Consider the following 288-nt stretch of genomic DNA (forward strand, 5'->3'; position numbering starts at 1 on the left):
CAGTCTCTTATTACGGGGCTCAAGTGGTATTCACAATGATTGTTGCTACTTTATGAACTAATGTATTGATTACCAAATCGTATGTTTCAGCGAGTACACAATCTGTATTTTTAACGGCTTCAGCCTTATGTCAAGGAAATCAAATTATTATTGGTCGTACTGTCGGCGCAAAAGATTTCGAAGGAGCATATCAAAGAGGCTTTCGGTCAATGGTGCAAAATGTGGGAATTTCAACTTCCATTTCAATCGTGACCATTATTTTCATCACGCCAATTATGCATATTTATA

The 288-nt window shown here is 36.8% G+C and carries 1 pseudogene; it reads left to right on the forward strand.

Annotation, left to right across the window (positions count from 1 at the left end):
* Nucleotides 1–288, forward strand: a pseudogene (locus CP367_RS10585) (MATE family efflux transporter); the annotation flags it as partial.

Origin of the sequence: Lactobacillus sp. UMNPBX16 (assembly GCF_002553775.1) — a bacterium.
Taxonomy (GTDB): domain Bacteria; phylum Bacillota; class Bacilli; order Lactobacillales; family Lactobacillaceae; genus Lactobacillus; species Lactobacillus crispatus.